At 68.6% G+C, this 15,712-nt stretch carries 14 protein-coding genes and 1 pseudogene; 4 read left to right on the forward strand and 11 right to left on the reverse strand.

The window, feature by feature from the left end; translation table 11 throughout:
* The first annotated feature begins 9 nt into the window (after positions 1-9).
* Complete coding sequence (gene ppdK, locus VFQ64_RS05775; protein ID WP_325102352.1) at positions 10-2,676, forward strand: pyruvate, phosphate dikinase; 2,667 nt, start codon at positions 10-12, stop codon at positions 2,674-2,676.
* Positions 2,677-2,679: 3 nt separating this feature from the next.
* Here ppdK and VFQ64_RS05780 read toward each other — a convergent pair whose 3' ends face one another.
* From VFQ64_RS05780 to VFQ64_RS05815, 8 genes are all read right to left on the reverse strand, one after another.
* Positions 2,680-3,027 carry a hypothetical protein gene (locus tag VFQ64_RS05780; protein WP_325102353.1) on the reverse strand — a complete coding sequence of 116 codons (348 nt, stop codon included), beginning with the start codon at positions 3,025-3,027 and terminating at the stop codon, positions 2,680-2,682.
* Between the two features lie 93 nt (positions 3,028-3,120).
* The gene (locus tag VFQ64_RS05785; RefSeq protein WP_325102452.1) at positions 3,121-4,113 is read right to left on the reverse strand and encodes a type II secretion system F family protein; all 993 of its coding nucleotides are present in this window, start codon (positions 4,111-4,113) and stop codon (positions 3,121-3,123) included.
* Positions 4,114-4,126: 13 nt separating this feature from the next.
* The gene (locus tag VFQ64_RS05790) at positions 4,127-5,098 is read right to left on the reverse strand and encodes a type II secretion system F family protein (RefSeq protein ID WP_414712869.1); all 972 of its coding nucleotides are present in this window, start codon (positions 5,096-5,098) and stop codon (positions 4,127-4,129) included.
* Positions 5,095-6,369 carry an AAA family ATPase gene (locus tag VFQ64_RS05795; RefSeq protein WP_325102354.1) on the reverse strand — a complete coding sequence of 425 codons (1,275 nt, stop codon included), beginning with the start codon at positions 6,367-6,369 and terminating at the stop codon, positions 5,095-5,097. The genes VFQ64_RS05790 and VFQ64_RS05795 overlap by 4 nt, the downstream gene beginning before the upstream one ends.
* Position 6,370: 1 nt before the next feature.
* Positions 6,371-7,012 carry a CpaD family pilus assembly lipoprotein gene (locus VFQ64_RS05800; protein WP_325102355.1) on the reverse strand — a complete coding sequence of 214 codons (642 nt, stop codon included), beginning with the start codon at positions 7,010-7,012 and terminating at the stop codon, positions 6,371-6,373.
* Between the two features lie 18 nt (positions 7,013-7,030).
* A complete protein-coding gene (locus VFQ64_RS05805; protein ID WP_325102356.1) occupies positions 7,031-8,629 on the reverse strand; it encodes a type II and III secretion system protein family protein in 1,599 nt (532 codons plus the stop codon).
* Positions 8,629-9,666, reverse strand: a complete 1,038-nt coding sequence (gene cpaB / locus VFQ64_RS05810; protein ID WP_325102357.1) for a Flp pilus assembly protein CpaB — start codon at positions 9,664-9,666, stop codon at positions 8,629-8,631. Before cpaB ends, VFQ64_RS05805 begins: the two co-directional genes overlap by 1 nt.
* A gap of 51 nt (positions 9,667-9,717) precedes the next feature.
* Positions 9,718-10,191: an A24 family peptidase gene (locus tag VFQ64_RS05815; protein ID WP_325102358.1), complete on the reverse strand. Its 474-nt coding sequence runs from the start codon at positions 10,189-10,191 to the stop codon at positions 9,718-9,720.
* A gap of 51 nt (positions 10,192-10,242) precedes the next feature.
* On the opposite strand from VFQ64_RS05815, the gene VFQ64_RS05820 reads away from it, so the two are divergent.
* Positions 10,243-11,178, forward strand: a complete 936-nt coding sequence (locus VFQ64_RS05820; protein ID WP_325102359.1) for an alpha/beta fold hydrolase — start codon at positions 10,243-10,245, stop codon at positions 11,176-11,178.
* A complete protein-coding gene (locus VFQ64_RS05825; protein ID WP_325102360.1) occupies positions 11,175-12,257 on the forward strand; it encodes an FAD-dependent oxidoreductase in 1,083 nt (360 codons plus the stop codon). The genes VFQ64_RS05820 and VFQ64_RS05825 overlap by 4 nt, the downstream gene beginning before the upstream one ends.
* A gap of 103 nt (positions 12,258-12,360) precedes the next feature.
* On the opposite strand, the pseudogene rnhA reads toward VFQ64_RS05825, so the two are convergent.
* The 3 genes and pseudogenes from rnhA to ispH form a co-directional block, all read right to left on the reverse strand.
* Positions 12,361-12,813 (reverse strand): annotated as a pseudogene (gene rnhA, locus VFQ64_RS05830) (ribonuclease HI); the annotation flags it as partial.
* A complete protein-coding gene (gene thrB, locus VFQ64_RS05835; RefSeq protein ID WP_325102361.1) occupies positions 12,810-13,760 on the reverse strand; it encodes a homoserine kinase in 951 nt (316 codons plus the stop codon). The pseudogene rnhA and the gene thrB, both read right to left, overlap by 4 nt.
* A 170-nt stretch (positions 13,761-13,930) precedes the next feature.
* Positions 13,931-14,878, reverse strand: a complete 948-nt coding sequence (ispH, locus tag VFQ64_RS05840) for a 4-hydroxy-3-methylbut-2-enyl diphosphate reductase (protein WP_325102362.1) — start codon at positions 14,876-14,878, stop codon at positions 13,931-13,933.
* Positions 14,879-14,940: 62 nt separating this feature from the next.
* On the opposite strand from ispH, the gene VFQ64_RS05845 reads away from it, so the two are divergent.
* On the forward strand, positions 14,941-15,594 hold the full coding sequence (locus VFQ64_RS05845; RefSeq protein WP_325102454.1) for a hypothetical protein: 654 nt from the start codon (positions 14,941-14,943) through the stop codon (positions 15,592-15,594).
* The last annotated feature ends 118 nt before the right edge of the window (positions 15,595-15,712 follow it).

The following is a 15,712-nucleotide window of genomic DNA, read 5'->3' on the forward strand; positions in this document are numbered from 1 at the left end:
CAAACCGCCATGACCCACTATGTCTACCGTTTCGGCGGCGGCGTCTCGGACGGCGGCCAGGGGGACAAGACGCTGCTCGGCGGCAAGGGCGCGAACCTGGCCGAGATGGCGTCGATCGGCCTGCCGGTGCCGCCCGGCTTCACCATTTCCACCCCGATGTGCGCGCGCTATTATGAGGAAGGCGAGCGCTTCCCCGACGACGTAAAGGCGGAGGTCGCGACCGGCCTCGCGCATATCGAGCAGGTCACCGGCCATCGCTTCGGCGATCCGACAGACCCGCTGTTGGTGTCGGTCAGGTCCGGAGCCCGCGTGAGCATGCCCGGCATGATGGACACCGTCCTCAACCTCGGGCTCAACGACGCGACCGTCCAAGGGCTCGCGATCGCGTCGGGCGACGCGCGCTTCGCGTGGGACAGCTATCGCCGCTTCATCCAGATGTACGCCGACGTGGTGCTGGAGCTCGACCACAACGCCTTCGAGGACGCGCTGGAGATCGCCAAGGAGGATCGCGGCTTCACGCTCGACACCGAGCTGTCCGCCGCCGACCTCCAGGCGCTGGTCGCCGAATACAAGGACCTCGTCCAGCAGCAATGGGGCAAGCCCTTCCCCCAGGACGTCCACGACCAGCTCTGGGGCGCGGTCGGCGCGGTGTTCGGCTCGTGGCAGTCGGAGCGCGCCAAGGTCTATCGCCGCCTCAACGACATCCCCGCCGACTGGGGCACGGCGGTCAACGTCCAGGCGATGGTGTTCGGCAACATGGGCGAGACCAGCGCCACCGGCGTCGCCTTCACCCGCGATCCCGCCAGGGGCGACCGCGCCTATTACGGCGAGTTCCTGATCAACGCGCAGGGCGAGGACGTCGTCGCCGGTATCCGCACCCCGCAATACCTCACCCGCGCCGCCCGCGAAGCGGCGGGCGCCAGGCCGGTCTCGATGGAGGAGGCGATGCCGGCGGTCTATGCCGAGCTCGCGGCCGTGTTCGACCGGCTCGAGACTCACTACCGCGACATGCAGGACATCGAGTTCACGGTCGAGAAGACCAAGCTCTGGATGCTCCAGACCCGCGCCGGCAAGCGCACCGCCAAGGCGGCGCTCAAGATCGCGGTCGACATGGCGGCGGAGGGGCTCATCACCCGCGAGGAAGCGATCGCGCGGGTCGATCCCGCCGCGCTTGACCAGCTGCTGCACCCGACGCTGGACCCGAATGCGGTGCGTGACGTGATCGCCAAGGGCCTGCCCGCCTCGCCCGGCGCGGCCTCGGGCGCCGCGGTGTTCGACGCCAACACGGCGGAGAGATGGGCGGCCGACGGCAAGGCGGTGATCCTCGTCCGGACCGAGACCAGCCCGGAGGACATCCATGGCATGCACGCCGCGCGCGGCATCCTGACCGCACGCGGCGGCATGACCAGCCACGCCGCCGTGGTGGCGCGCGGCATGGGCCGCCCCTGTGTCTCGGGCGCGGGCAGCATCGCCATCTCCGCCAAGGACAAGGTCATGCGGGTTGGCACCGGAAGTTCTGGGCGCGAAGTGCGCGAAGGCGACACGCTGACCATCGACGGCGCCACCGGCGAGGTGATGGCGGGCGAGGTGCCGACCGTGCAGCCCGAGTTGTCGGGCGACTTCGGCACGCTGATGGAATGGGCCGACGCGGTCCGCCGCATGAAGGTCCGCACCAATGCCGACACCCCCAACGACGCCCGCACCGCGCGCGAGTTCGGGGCGGAGGGCATCGGCCTGTGCCGCACCGAGCACATGTTCTTCGAAGGCAGCCGCATCACCGCGGTCCGCCAGATGATACTCGCCGAGGACGAGGCCGGCCGCCGCGCCGCGCTCGCCAAGCTGCTGCCCGAGCAGCGCAGCGACTTCGCCGGCATCTTCGAGGTCATGGCCGGGCTGCCGGTGACGATCCGGCTGCTCGACCCGCCGCTGCATGAGTTCCTGCCGCACGAAGAAGCCGACTTCGCCGAGGTCGCGCGCGTCAGTGGGATTGAGGTCGAGGCGCTCAAGCGCCGCGCCGCCGAGCTGCACGAGTTCAACCCCATGCTCGGCCATCGCGGCTGCCGGCTGGGCGTCACCTATCCCGAAATCTACGAGATGCAGGCGCGCGCGATCTTCGAGGCGGCGCTGGATGTGGCGGAGCGGGGGGAGGCGCCGGTGCCGGAGATCATGATCCCGCTGGTTGCCACCAAGCGCGAACTGGAGCTGATGAAGGCGGTGGTCGACAGGGCGGCGCGCACGGTCTTTGCCGAGCGCGGTCGCGAGGTCGAGTATCTCGTCGGCACGATGATCGAGCTTCCTCGTGCGGCGCTGCGGGCGGGCGACATCGCGCAAGCGGCGGAATTCTTCTCGTTCGGCACCAACGACCTGACCCAGACCACGCTCGGCGTCAGCCGCGACGACGCCGCCCGCTTTCTCGGGGCCTATGTCGAACAGGGCATCTACGCCAAGGATCCCTTTGTCAGCATCGACGTCGAGGGGGTCGGCGAGTTGGTCAAGCTGGCGGCGGAGCGGGGCAGGGCGACGCGCCCCGGGATCAAGCTCGGCATATGCGGCGAGCATGGCGGCGATCCGGCCAGCATCACCTTCTGTGAAGAAGTCGGTCTCGATTACGTCAGCGCCAGTCCCTACCGGGTGCCGATCGCCCGCCTCGCGGCGGCGCAGGCGGCCTTGAGGTGACGCTCAGCGCCTCGGCGCGAAGTCGAACCAGCCGCGCTTCTCGTAACCGGTATCGCCCGGACGGACGACCCGGCTGGCGATAGGCCGCGTTGCAACGGGTGCGACCGGAGTAGCAGCGACCGGGGTTGCCGCAACGACACGGTCGTGGTCGCGCTCCAGCTCGCGGTGCCGCGTCTCGGCCGCCGTCACGCGCGCGTCGGCGTCGCGGCGATAGGCGGCATGGGCGTCGCGCTCGGCGGCATAGCGTTCGCGCCACTTGCGGCCGCCGGGGTGGCTCGCCAGCCCCAGCAGCCAGCCGGCGACGAACACGAGCGCAACGATCGCCCACTCGGTGATGGTGAAGGACTGCATGCTCGAACCTCCTGTTACGCAGGCATAACGAGCTTCGGGCCGGAGGGTTGCCTGCCGCCGAGCCTCGGCCCGGCAGCAGGCAACCTTCATGCCTCAGGAGATCAGCGCGTCCTTGATGTCGCAGGCAGCGGGGCCGAGAATGACGATGAACAGCACCGGCAGGATGAACAGGATCAGCGGGATGGTCATGATCGCCGGCAACCGCGCCGCCTTCTCCTCCGCGCGCATCATGCGCTCATTGCGGAACTCCGCCGACAGCACTCGCAGCGCGCTGGCCAGCGGGGTGCCGTACTTCTCGGTCTGGATCATGGTCGTGACCACGCCCTTCACCGCGTCCAGGTTGACGCGGGAGGCAAGGTTCTCGAACGCGGTGCGTCGGTCGGTCAGGAAGCCCAGCTCGATCGCCGTCAGCGAGAACTCGTCGCCCAGCTCCGGATAGGCACGGCCCAGCTCGCGGGCGACCCGGTGGAACGCCGCATCGACGGTCAGGCCGGCCTCCGCGCAGATGACCAGCAGGTCGAGCGCATCGGGCAGGCCCTTGCGGATCGCGTCGGAGCGCTTGGTAATCTTGTTCTTCAGGAAGATGTCCGGCATCTTGTACGCCAGGATCGTGATCCCGGCGACGCAGCCATAGCGCTTCAGCGGCCCCCAGGTGGGAAAGAAGTCGTAGCCGTACACCAGCCAGACGATGAAGATGCCGAACACGATCGGCAGCACCAGACGTCCGAAGATGACCGCGACCGCCCACTCCTTGGAACGGATGCCCGCCTGCATCAGCTTGGTCTGTGCGACTTTGAGCTGACTGTCCTGCAGCATCTTCATCGACTGCAGCATGCCGCGCATGCGGTCGGCGGCATCGTTGCGCTGGACCAGCTTGGCGCGGCGCTTGGTCGAGGCGGTGATGCCGGCCTTCAGCTGCTCGCGCCGGTCGTTCAGCGCCTTGACGCGCTTCACCATTGGGTCGCGCACCGTCGTGACCGCATAGATCGCGACGAGCACGGCGAAGGCGGCGACGCCGGACAGCACGGTCGCGACCCAGATCACGTCGACGCCGAGCAGGGTCGGTGTGGGCGAGGGAGGGATCATCATGTGTCGGCCCTCAAATCTCGAAGCTGACCATCTTGGCCATGATGCCGGCGCCGATGCCCATCCAGATCAGTCCGCCGAGGCCGGCGACCATCAGCCGCTGGTCGACGAAGAAATTCTGCATGTAGCCGGCGTTGATGAACCAGATCAGGGTGAAGACGATGAAGGGCAGTGAGCCGACGATGTAGGCCGACGCCTTGGATTCCGACGACATGGCGCGGATCTTCAGCTTCATCTGCCCGCGCTTGCGCAGCACGTCGGCGAGGTTGGCAAGCGTCTCCGCCAGGTTGCCGCCGGTCTCGCGCTGGATGGCGATGGTAATGACGAAGAACTGGAACTCGGGCGTGCCGAGCCGGTCGGCCGTGTCCTGCAAAGCCGCGTCCATCGAGCGGCCGATCTTCATCTTGTCGGAAACGGCGCGGAATTCCTCGCCGACCGGTCCGTCGACCTCGGTCGCGACGATTCCCATCGTCTCCGAGATGGGAAGGCCGGAGCGCAGGCCGCGGACCAGCAACTCGATCGCGTCGGGGAACTTGGTGGTGAACTTGCCGACCCGCCGCTTGATCGTCCGACCGACCCAGAAATGAGGGATTCCGACCCCGACCACGATGCCCACCAGCGCCGCGAGCAGCAGCGGCATGCCTTGCAGCCGAACCAACAGCGCGACCGCCACCGTCAACCCGGCGGTGGCGAAGCCGTACTGGCCGACATTCCAAGTCTTGCCCGTCATGTTCAGCCGCTTCTGCAGCAGCTCGCGATTGGGCAGGATTTTGCCGAAGGCGAGGTCCGCCCGCGTGGCGCGGCTGGTGGTGATGCGCCGCAGCTTCTCCTCGCCCATCACGGCGATGCTGCCGTAACGCTCGCGCACCGCGCCCAACCGGCGCGTCTGCGCGCGTCCGGTGGAAGGTCCAGAGACGAGCAGCCACGTCAGCCCTACCAGGGTGAGGACGCAGGCCGCCAGCAGGATCACGGGCAGCCAGTTCACTTCTTGTCACGCCTTCCCAGCAGGGCCTTGAAGTCGAACTTGCTGGCCAGCGAGCCGCTCTTAGGCTTTTTGTTGTCGTCGGCCGCAGTCGTCTCCGCCGCACCGGCGAGGAAGGTCGAAAGCTCGACCAGGGGGGCGACCGTCTTGCTGTTCTTGCCCGCTTCGGCCAACGGCTTGCCGAGCTTGGCCGCCTGCGCCGCGAGCTTCTGGTCATAGGGAACGGTGTAGTCGACCTTGCGCTCGATCGAGTTCTCGAAGTCCTTGCGGCTGATCTCGAGCTGGCTGGCGGCGGTCTGCTGACGATTGACGACCACCTGCACGACGGTATTCGGGGCGTTGGATTTCATCCACGACAGGATGCGGATCGTGTCGCGCGCGGCGGCCAGCGTCAGCTCGGTGACCAGCACCGCCAGTTGCACGTCGCTCACCAGCGAGGGATGCTGGACGAGCATGTTGCGGGGCAGGTCGATGACGGTGCATTCGAACGCCCCGCGCATCTCCTCCTGGAGCTGATAAAAGGCCGCGCCGTCAGTCAGCATCGGCGAGTTGATCGGTGCCTCGGCGCTCAGCACGGCGAGCTTCTCTGACGCCTTGACCATCGCGCGCTCGATGAACAGACCGTCGATGCGGCTGGGGTTCTCGATCGCGTCGGTCAGGCCGCGTCCGGGCTCAAGGTCGAGCGCCAGCGCACCCGTGCCGAAATGCACGTCGAGGTCGAGCAGCGCGGTGGTGCGGTTCTCCTTGGACGAGAGCAGCCACGCGAGCGAGGTCGCGACCGTGGACGCGCCGACGCCGCCGCGTGTACCGATCACGGCGATCGATGCATGCGGCCGCTCGACGCTCGCGTCGACCAGCTTGGGCGCGTTGAGCATCGCCTGCGCCTGGGTGAACGCCTCCCGCATTACATCGGGATGGAGCGGCTTTAGCAGATAATCCTGGATGCCGGATGCGACCAGGTCGCGATACAGGCGGACGTCGTTCACCTGCCCGGCGGCAATCACCACCGTACCCGGCTCGCAGACTTCGGCGAGGCCGTTGATGTCGTTGAGCGGATCGCCCGACTCGGCGAGATCGACGAACAGGATGTGCGGGCTCGCCGACACCGACAGCGTCTGGATGGCGTTGCGCAGGCCTCCCTTGTGGACCTTCTCCACCGACCAGCCGAGCTCGGCGACGATCGGCCGCATGGCTTCGACGGTGGTGTCGTCGCAGACATAGGCGACGAACGGTTCGCGGGTGCCCGCGCCGGCGGGCTTCCAAGGTGCGTTCATGTCACTTGCCTCCTGTGCTGGCGCCCTGGACCGCGGTGCCGCCGCCGCCCGACGGTGCCGCCTTGCGGAACGCGTCGATCGCCTTGACAGAGCGAAGCGTATCGGTGCCGGCGCCGTTGCCGCGGCCGTGGATCAGGTCTTCGGGCTGCGCGATCATCGCCGCGAGGCCGCTGTTCACCGCGCACCCGAAATTGGATGAGGTATGCTGGTTATAGTTCACGCTCGCGTTGCGGCTGTGGTCGGGGCAACCCGGCACGGATGCCACCATGCGGCTGACCACGATGCGCGCGCTGCCGGGTGACACCGGCGCGCCACTGATCGCGCGATCCTCGCTCAACAACAGCCCGAACCCGGCGACTGACTGCGCCACATCCTCGCGGACACCACGATAGCCGGTGGGGTCGTCCACCGTGACCTTGTCGCCGTAGCGAAGGCGGAGCGAATCGAGCCAGCCTTCCAACCGACGCGTCTCGCCGGCGGCGAGGCTGTCGCCCGCGGTGCGTACGTCGAAGACGAAGTCCTGGCGGTCAACGACCGGCTGGTGGACCGACTCGAGCCCTCGGTTCTGGGTTCCCCCTGCCGTGCAGGCGCCGAGCAGCAGCGCGGGAGTAAGGGCGGCGAGGAGCAGCGAACGTGTAGGCATCGGTGGCAATCCTCAGGATCAGTTGGAGAAGCCGGGCATCGGCGTCGCACCCTTGCGAGTGGCTTGCGCGGTGCGCTCATCGGAAGCGTTGCGACGGCCCGGCTGCGGCGCCGGTAAGGCGGGCGCGGGCGTCATCGCGCCGATTACGCCGGACGGGGCGACCGGCGCGGCCATGGTCGGCACCGGGCGGCGGGCGCCGGTGGTGCCGGTGCCGAGCTCGCCCAGCAGGACGCGCTCCGCGTCGCTCGGCGACTTCAGGCCGTCGGTCGGCAGCACGATGTCACCGGGATTGTCGATCGGCCGCACCAGGTAAGGCGTGATGACGATCATCAGTTCGGTCTCGCTGCGGCGCCAGCCATTCGACCGGAACAGCGCACCCAGCACGGGCACGTCGCCCAGGCCCGGCGTCTTTTCGATCGAGTTGTTGGTGTCGTTCGACAGCAAGCCGCCGATCACCATGCTCTGCCCGGAGCCGAGCTCCAGCGTCGTTTCGGCACGGCGGGTCGTCAGCGCGGGAATGGTCGTGCCGTTGATCTGCACCGAGCCCTGAGCCGATAGTTGCGAGACTTCGGGGCGGACGCGCAGCGAGATACGCCCGTTGGACAGTACTGTAGGAGTATAGGCCAAGCTGATGCCGTAGGATTTGAATTCCACGGAGACTGCACCCAGCCCCTGGCTGATCGGGATCGGGATCTCGCCGCCGGCCAGGAAGGTCGCGGTTTCACCCGAGAGGGCAGTGAGGTTGGGGTTGGCGAGTGTCGAGACCTGCCCGATCGTCTCGCCCAGATCGAGTGAACCGAGGATGTTCAGTCCAAGGAACTTGGTCAGCGCGCCGACCGTGGCTCGCTGAGCGCCGGGCGTGATCGTTGTGCCGGGACGCAGCACCACCTGACCGTTGGTCGGGTCGATCGTATAGCCCTGGACCGACTGTCCGATGCCGAGCGGCAGATTGGGATCCGTCGTATAGAAGCTCGCGGGCGAGCGGCCGCTGCCGATCCCGAATTTGAAGCCGCCGGTGCCGTCCAACGTCGTCAGATTGGCGCCGATGTTCTTGACGAAGCTGCGGCTCACCTCCGCGATCCGGACCTGCAGATTGACCTGCAGCGGCGTCGCTGACCTCAATCGGGACAGCACCTTGGAGCCGTCGCCGACAAACGCCTGGACCAGCCGTTCCGCCTCGGCGGCGTCCTCCGGCCCGGCGACGGTGCCGGTCAGCAGCACCAGGCCATTCATCGGCGTCGCGACGATCTTTGCGTCCGGCATGGCAAGGTTCAGCATCGTGCCGATCGAGTCGAGGTTGTTGCCGACCCGGACGGTCGCGGCATAGACCACTTGGCCGCCGCGTGCCGTGGCGCTGATCGTCGTCTCGCCCGTCTTCTTGCCGAAGATGTAGAGCTGGGTCGGCGAGCGGACCTGCACGTCGGCGACGTTGTCGTCGGCGATAAAAAGGTCGCTCATCGGCCGCGACAGCGTGATCAGGCGGCCGCGGCCGGTGTTGACCTGGAGCACCGGGGAGGCGCCGCTGGCGGCGACCTGCGCCGAGGTCGATGCCGGAACGGCCAGGGCGGAGCCCAAAGCAAGGAGCGGCAGCGCGGCGAAAGCGAGGGACTTGCGCATTAGTTCTTTCCTCCGACCGGAACGGCCGTGATGCTGGTACCGCGGGCGATCCGCACGACCGGACCGACCGAGATGGTGGCGCCGCCGGGGAACGGGGCAGGCGTGGGAGCGACTGAAACCGTCGGCGCCATGCCGCCGGCTGCCTGGCCCTTCCCGGGTACGCTGCGACGCTGGAAACGGGACACGTCGGCGCCGGTGGCGAAGGTCGGATTGCCGCTGGCGGGCTGCGTAGCGAGCTGGACGAGCATCGCCTTCTCAGCCTTGGGATCGACACCTTCGGGCACCTTCACCGTGCCGGACGCGATGGCCTGCTCGAGCTCGGTCGAGTTGTCGGCGATCGAGCGGAGCGACAGCGACAGGCTGCCGAGTGTCTGCGCGACGGCGATCTGCTCGGAAATCTTGGGCGTCGCCTCGACCGTGATCGAGCTGAACAGCTTGGCGATGGTCTTGCCGGTGGTCTCGTCCACCGACGTGTCGGTGCGCTGGTCGACGGCGAGCACGCGCATGTTGCGCACGATCGTCTCAGACACCTTGAGCGGGGGGCCATCGCCACCGCCGGCGACGGACTGGGTCAGCACCAGGTCGATGCGGTCACCCGGGAAAACGAAGCCCGACACGCCGGCCTGCGCCGCGACGGGGACGGTCACCGCCCGCATGCCGGGTCCGAGCGCCGCGGCCAGGAAGCCACGGTCGCCCGGCTTGACCAGCGCGCCCTGGGTGAGCGGCTGGCCGGCCGTGATCGGGTTGCGGACGACGGTGCCCTGGAGCGCCTGGAGATTGGAATTGGCGCGCAGGTAATAGGCGTTGTCCACCAGCTCTTTCGGCCACGGCTTGTATTGCAGCGCGGTGGCATCGATGATGGTGCCGACCGGCAGCGCCCGCGTGGCGACCAGCACCTCCGGCCCGTCGATGACGACGGCGGGGGCGGCACCGGCCATCGGCGCGCCGCTGCCCATCACGAGGGTGCGGGCGAAGAACGCGGTCAATGCCGCGACGATCAAAGCGCCGACCAGCAGAACGACCTTGCGACTATCCATGTCTCACTCGTACCTTTCGCATGACGGCGTCGATTGATCCGCCGTTAAGCATCAGCTCAATTGGTTAATTATCGGTTCGCGTAGTGCGAGCAGTCCGGCGAAGGCGATCGCCACGCCGTAGGGAATCTCGAGCTGCCCGGACGTGTTGTGCAGGCGGCGCTCGATCATCATGATCAGCGTCACCGCGCCGCCGGCCAACGACATCACCATCAGCAGCGCGAGCAGCGGCATCAGCGGCAGCCACAGCGCCAGCGCCGCGATCAGCTTGACGTCGCCGCCACCCATCGCGCCGATCGCGAAGACGCCGGCAAAGATGAGCAGGACGACGAAGGCGAGCGCGAGCTGCATCGCGACGTCCGGCCAGAGCGCATAGCCCTGGCTCCACCACCAGGCCGGCGCGAGCAGCGCCACCGCGAGGTTGGTCCAGTTGCTGATGGTCCGCTGCCGCGCGTCCTCAATCCCCGCCGCCAGCAGCAGCAGGCCGAGCAAAGCCAACAGGCTCAACGGCAAGACGGTTTCCCCCATGAGGACCGACACTAGACGTGCACCCTTGCGAAAACGTAACCAGCCGCGACGATGACCGCCTCCGATCACCTCCCGACCGCGCTGCCCGACGAAGCCTGGCTATCGTGCTGGCGTGCGCCGGACGGCTGGGAGCACCGCCGCTTCGACTGGCCGTCGCAGGGCGGTCGCGGCCGGGTGCTGGTGCAGGGTGGCCGTTCGGACGTGGTTGAGAAGTATCTGGGGGTGATGGCGCACCTGCACGGACAAGGCTGGAGCATCACCTCGTTCGACTGGCGCGGGCAGGGCGGATCGGGGCGGTTGGGGCAGAACCCGGCGGTCGGGCATGCCGATCGCTTCGCGGTTTGCGTCGATGATCTGGCGGCGTTCTGGGACGACTGGGTCGCGGAGCGGAGCGGTCCGCATGTGCTGCTGGCGCATTCGATGGGCGCGCATTTCGCGCTACAGGCGATGATCGAGGATCGCGTTCGACCCGACGCCACGGTGCTGAGCGCGCCGATGGTGCAGGTGCGCTCGCCCTTGGGGCAGGGGCTGGGCGGGCGTGTGGCGAGCTGGATGGCGAGGACGGGTGATCCGTCGCGAGGGGCTTGGGAGTTCTCGGACGAATCGCGCGCGGTCGAGAAGCGGCTGCGGCGGCTGACGGTGGACAAGGCTTGCGGTCAAGACAGCCGCTGGTGGGAAGAGGATGCCACACTGCGGCTGGGACCACCGAGTTGGGGCTGGATCGCCGAGGCTTTCCGCGCCGGCGCGGCGCTGGTGCGCGATCCGCGGCTGGCGCAGGTCGCGGTCCCCACCCTGTTTCTGATCGCCGACGCCGATCAACTGGTCGACCCGCGCGCGGCGCTGAAAGTCGCAGGCCGGATGCCGGCGGCCGAGATCGTGCGGTTCGGAGCCGAGTCGGCTCACGAGATCCTGCGCGAGGGGCCGGCGGTGCGCGGTCGCGCCTTTTCGGCGATCGACGAGTTCCTGGACCGGAAGGCGCCTGCATGAGCCATTACGACATCGCCATCGTCGGAGCCGGGATCGTCGGGGCGACGCTGGCGGCGGAACTCGCACCACATGCCAGCGTGCTGATGCTCGAGAGCGAGGACCAGCCGGGCTATCACTCGACGGGCCGGTCGGCGGCGTTCTGGTCGGAGACCTATGGCGGCCCAGCGATCCAGCCGCTGACCAGCGCTTCCACGGCGGCGTTCGCGGCGGGCGGGTTCCTGCAGCCGCTGGGTTCGATCAGCATCGGACGGGCGGAGGACGAGGCCGCGATCGACGCATTCATGGCGACCTTTGCCGATACCGACGTCGTGCTCGAGCGGGTGCATCCGGCGACGCTGATCCCCGGCCTGCGCGACGACTGGGTGCTGGGGGTGTGGGAGCCGTCCTGCGCCTATATCGACGTTGGCGGGCTGCATGGTGCGGCACTCGGGACGGCCAAGCGCGCCGGCGCGGTGCTGGCGACGGGAGCGGGCCTGCAGGCGGCGGAGCGGCGCGACGGCCGGTGGCGGCTGAGCACCGCCGCGGGTGCATTCACGGCGGACGTGCTGGTCAATGCGGCGGGAGCCTGGGCCGATCCGGTGGCCGCGCTGGCGGGCGCGGGGCCGCTGCGCATCCAGCCCTATCGTCGCACGGTGGTGCAGATGCGCACCGATCCGGTCGCGCCGGAGACGCTGCCGCATGTCGCCGGCATCAACCACGACTTCTACTTCAAACCCGAGGCGGGCGGGCGGTTGTGGCTGAGCCCGTCCGACGAGACGCCGGTCGATCCGCACGACTGCGCGCCCGAGGAGCTGGACGTCGCGATCGCGATCGACCGGTTCGAGCAGGTCGTCGACTGGCGTGTTGCGGCGGTCGAGCGGCGCTGGGCGGGCTTGCGGTCCTTCGCGCCCGACCGGCTGCCGGTTTATGGGTTCGACGCCGACATGCCGGGCTTCTTCTGGGCGGCGGGGCAGGGTGGCTTCGGCATCCAGACCGCGCCCGCCGCGGCGCGGATGGCGGCGGTGATGCTGCTCGGCCGAGGCGAGATGCCGGCGGGGGTCGATCCCATGCGCTATCGGCCGGACCGGTTCCTTACCTAGCTCCCCTCCCTGGAAGGGAGGGGCTGGGGGTGGGTCGGTCCTTGGTGGCCACGCCATGAGTCTCAAGACCCACCCCCGACCCCTCCCTCGCGGGGAGGGGAGCGCGCCCTGCCGCTTTTGCCGCGTCGCTGGCGAGCTTGTCGGCGCGCTCGTTGTCGGGGTGGCCGGCATGGCCCTTCACCCACACCCACTCGATCCGATGGCGCTCCGACGCGGCGAGCAGCGCCTGCCAGAGTTCGGCGTTCTTGACCGGCTTCTTGTCCGCGGTGCGCCAGCCGTTCTTGCGCCAGCCGTGGATCCACTTGGTCAGGCCGTCCATGACATAGCGGCTGTCGGTCGACAGCTTGACCCGGCACGGCCGGGTGAGCGCGTTGAGGCCCTCGATCGCGGCGGTCAGCTCCATGCGGTTGTTGGTGGTCGGGTTCTCAGCCCCGGACAGCTCCTTCTCCTTGCCGCCAGCCCGGATCAGCGCACCCCAGCCGCCGGGCCCCGGATTGCCCTTGCAGGCACCGTCGGTGGCGATCTCCACCAGCGTCATCTCGGGGCTAGCAGTCATTGGGCGAGATCCGGGCGATAGGTGCCGATCCGCCGCCAATAGGCGAGCGGATCCTTGCGGGTGACCATCGCGTCGGGCGGCGTGTTGAGCCAGTCCCAGGCACGCGACAGGGTGAAACGGATGCAGGCGCCCGCCGCCAGCGTGCCGAAGCCCGCGCGCTCGTGGCTGCTCAACGCCGACTGCTCGCCATAGCCCTGCATCAGCGCGTCGCCGACGTGCGGATTGTAGTGCCGCCCGGTCGCGTCGAAGCTCCACGCGGTATGAGTGACGGCGAGGTCGTAGGCGCGCAGGTCGGTGCACGCGAAATAGAAATCGATCAGCCCCGTTACCGCGTCGCCGCGCATCAGGACGTTGTCGGGGAAGAGATCGGCGTGGACGGTGGTCTTCTGCCCATAACGGTCAGGCCATTTCGCCATCACCGCGTCGAGCGCGCGACCGATGCCGTCGTGCAGCCCAGGCTCGATCTGATCGAGGCTGTGGCCGCAGCGCTCGAAGAGCGGTCGCCAGCTCGCCACGCCCATGGAGTTCTCGCGCTGGAGCGGAAAGCCGACGACGGCGCGGTGCAGCGCGCTCATCGCCTGCCCCGCCGCCAGTGCCTGCGCCGGGGTCGGGCGGGTCACCGATACGCCGGGCAGGAAGCGGATCAGGCAGGCCGGGCGGCCCTCCAGCGTCGCGATCGCGACCCCGCGACGGTCCTTGATCGCGGGCGGCACGGGCAGGCCGCGGGCGGCGAGATGGTCGAGCAGCGCCATGAAGAAGGGCAGGTCGCCCGCTGCCACCCGGCGTTCGTAAAGGGTGAGGATGAAGCGGCCGGCGGTGGTGTCGACCAGGTAGTTGGTGTTCTCGACTCCCTCGGCGATGCCCTTTGCCGAAACGAGCTCGCCGACATCATAGCCGGCGAGGAAGGCCGAGAGCGATTCGGCGGAGACCTGGGTGTAGACGGCCATCAGCGGAGCCCCGAGCCGGCGCGGAAGTTCACGATGTACACGCTACGTCCACGCGGAAGCTGATCGGCGCGGCGTGCGGTCGAGGCGAACCCAAGGTGAGTGGCGACAGCGTGCATGACCGATGCGCGTTGCCCGAACGGCCGCGTGTAGGACAGCCGAAAGTTGCGCGGTCAGGCGGCGGCTTCGAGGCCGCGCGGCAGCTTGAACGCGACCGTCTCCCGCGTCGTTTCGACCTCGCGTTCGGTGATGTCGAAGCGTTCGGCGAGGTGGTCGACCAGCTCGCGTACCAGCAGCTCGGGTGCAGACGCGCCGGCGGTGATGCCAAGCGTGGCGACACCGTCGAGAAAGGTCCAGTCGAGGTCGGCGGCACGCTGGATCAGGCGGGCGGGCGTCCCCTCGCGTGTGGCCACCTCGACGAGGCGAACCGAGTTGGACGAGTTGGGCGCGCCGATCACCAGCATCGCGTCGCAGGCCGCGGCGATCGCCTTGACCGCGGCTTGCCGGTTGGAGGTGGCGTAGCAGATGTCCTCGCCCTTGGGCGCCTGGATCGCCGGGAAGCGACGCTCCAGCACCGCCACTACCGCCGCGGTGTCGTCCACCGACAGCGTCGTCTGCGTCAGAAAGGCGAGATTGTCGGGCTCGGCCGGCTGCATCGCCTCCGCATCCGCGACCGTTTCGATCAGCGTCATCGAGCCCGCTGGCACCTGACCGAAGGTGCCGATCACCTCCGGATGCCCGGCATGGCCGATAAAGACGATGTGCCGCCCCATCGCGACCAGGCGCTCGGCCTGGCGGTGGACCTTGCTGACCAGCGGGCAGGTTGCGTCAAGGTAATCGAGGCCGCGCGCCTGGGCGTCGGCCGGCACCGATTTGGGCACCCCGTGCGCGGAGAACACGACCGGGGCGCCGTCGGGCACCTGGTCCAGCTCCTCCACGAACACCGCGCCTTGCGCCTTGAGGCTGTCCACCACGAACTTGTTGTGGACGATCTCGTGCCGCACGAAGACCGGGGCCTGATGCTTCTCCAGCGCCAGCTCGACGATGCGGATGGCGCGGTCGACGCCGGCGCAAAAGCCGCGTGGGGCGGCGATCAGGAGTTCGAGCGGCGGCTTGGTCACTGGCTGGTCCTACCGGATTGCTTGCGCGCGCGGAAGGCGGTTCCTATGGCGCTGGCATGAAGATGGAGTGCAGGCGCGTGGGCGTAAAGGCGTATGGAGCGGTGGCACTGGCCGCAGTGGCGCTGGCGGGATGCGCCGGGCGTGGCGAGATCACCGAGGGCGGCATCACCGCGGTGCGCTCGGTCTGTCCGACCGTGGCGATCCCGGCGGGGACGGGCGATGTCACGCTGTTCGATCCGCCGGCCAGCCGCGATGCCAGCGCGCTCGACCTGACCGCGTTCATGACCAACGTGCAGTCGACCTGCAGCGACGCAGGCGCCGAGGTGACGACGACCGTGACCTTCGATATCGAGGCGCGCCGTACGCGCACCGACGCCGCCCGATCGGTCGACTTGCCGTATTTCATCACGTTGGTGCGCGGCGGCAGCGCCGTGGTCGCCAAGCGGATCGGGCGAGTGCAGCTGCAGTTCGCGGCCGGTGCGGATCGCGCGCGGGTGTCGGGCCAGGCATCGACCAGCGTCGGCCGCGCCGCCGTTACCCTGCCCGAGGACATTCGCCGCCAGCTGACCCGCCGCCGCAAGGCCGGCGACGAGGACGCCGCGATCGACCCGCTAAGCCAGCCGGAGATCCGCCAGGCGGTGCTGCGCGCGACCTTCGAGGCGCTGGTCGGGTTCCAGCTGACGGATGAGCAGTTGCGGTACAATGCTACGAGGTAGCGGGGCAGGGTAGCAGCGAAAAAGGATGGCTCTGACCTTCCCCGACGGAAGCCGGGGCCCAGATGCGATCATCCTACAGAATGCGGTACCAAGTCCCGGTGCGGCCGACTGAGCCCGG

Origin of the sequence: Sphingomonas sp., assembly GCF_035714405.1 — a bacterium.
GTDB lineage: Bacteria > Pseudomonadota > Alphaproteobacteria > Sphingomonadales > Sphingomonadaceae > Sphingomonas.